This is a genomic window from Pseudomonas sp. SG-MS2 (assembly GCF_009933855.1).
GTDB classification, from domain to species: domain Bacteria; phylum Pseudomonadota; class Gammaproteobacteria; order Pseudomonadales; family Pseudomonadaceae; genus Aquipseudomonas; species Aquipseudomonas putida_E.
This window is the reverse complement of sequence record NZ_MOMO01000078.1, coordinates 1-1097: the sequence shown is the minus strand read 5'-3', so window position 1 is coordinate 1097 and position 1097 is coordinate 1. Positions and strand designations below refer to the sequence as shown.

General features: G+C 66.0%; 2 protein-coding genes. Both read left to right on the top strand.

What is annotated here, in order from left to right; genetic code table 11:
• Window positions 1-594: exonuclease SbcCD subunit D C-terminal domain-containing protein (locus BLX42_RS06435; protein WP_178110724.1), on the top strand; the 594-nt coding region annotated here is incomplete at its 5' end.
• On the top strand, window positions 591-1097 hold a 507-nt coding region (locus BLX42_RS06430; protein WP_161871407.1), incomplete at its 3' end, for an AAA family ATPase. The genes BLX42_RS06435 and BLX42_RS06430, both read left to right, overlap by 4 nt.

Genomic DNA, 1097 nt, shown 5'->3' with positions numbered 1-1097 from the left:
CTGTTCGACAAGGCCATCAGCTACGTTGCCCTGGGCCACCTGCACAAGCCGCAGAAGGTCAACCGCGAAACCCGCATCCGCTACAGCGGCTCGCCGATCCCATTGTCGTTCGCTGAAATCAATTACCCGCACCAGGTGCTGGAAGTCGAGCTCGAGGGCACTGAACTGGTCAGCGTCGAAGCGCGCCCGGTGCCGCGCGCCGTGGCCCTGCAGCGCATCGGCCCTGCGCCGTTGGGCGAGCTGCTGGAGCAACTGGCCGAGCTGCCGGTGATCGACCTGCTCGAAGACCCCAACCGCCAGCCCTGGCTCGAAGTGCGTGTGCTGTTGGACGAGCCGCAGCCCGACCTGCGCCAGCAAATCGAAAGCGCCTTGGACGGCAAAGCAGTGCGGCTGATCCGCATCGGCGCCGAATATGCTGGCCGTGGTAACGACGAAGAAAGCGATCTTGAGTTCGTCGAACTGTCGCAGATGACCCCGCAGGACCTGTTCAGCCGCGCCTGGGAACAGGCCTACGGCAACCCCGTCGACGAACAGGCCCTGGCCGACTTCGCCCTGTTGCTGCAGGACGTTCAGCTGGAAGAGGAACAGCCATGAAAATTCTCGCCATTCGCCTGAAGAACCTGGCATCCCTGGCCGGCCCGGTCGACATCGACTTCACCGCCGAACCCCTGGCCAGTGCCGGGCTGTTCGCCATCACCGGGCCGACCGGTGCCGGCAAGAGCACCCTGCTCGACGCCCTGTGCCTGGCCCTGTTCGGCACCGTGCCGCGGCTCAACGCCATCGGCCGCGAAGCCAAGGTGCCGGACGCCGATGGCGACATCCCCACATCCGACCCGCGCAACCTGCTGCGCCGCGGTACCGGCAGCGGCTTTGCCGAGGTCGATTTCATCGGCATCGACGGCCACCGCTACCGCGCACGCTGGGAGGCCAACCGCGCCCGCGACAAAGCCAACGGCAAGCTGCAGCTCAGCCGCCAGAGCCTCTACGACCTTGACAGCGAGCAGGTGCTGGGCAGCGGCAAGAACGAATACAAGCAGCTGATCGAAGCCCGCCTGGGCCTGAACTTCGAGCAGTTCACCCGCGCGGTGATGCTGGCC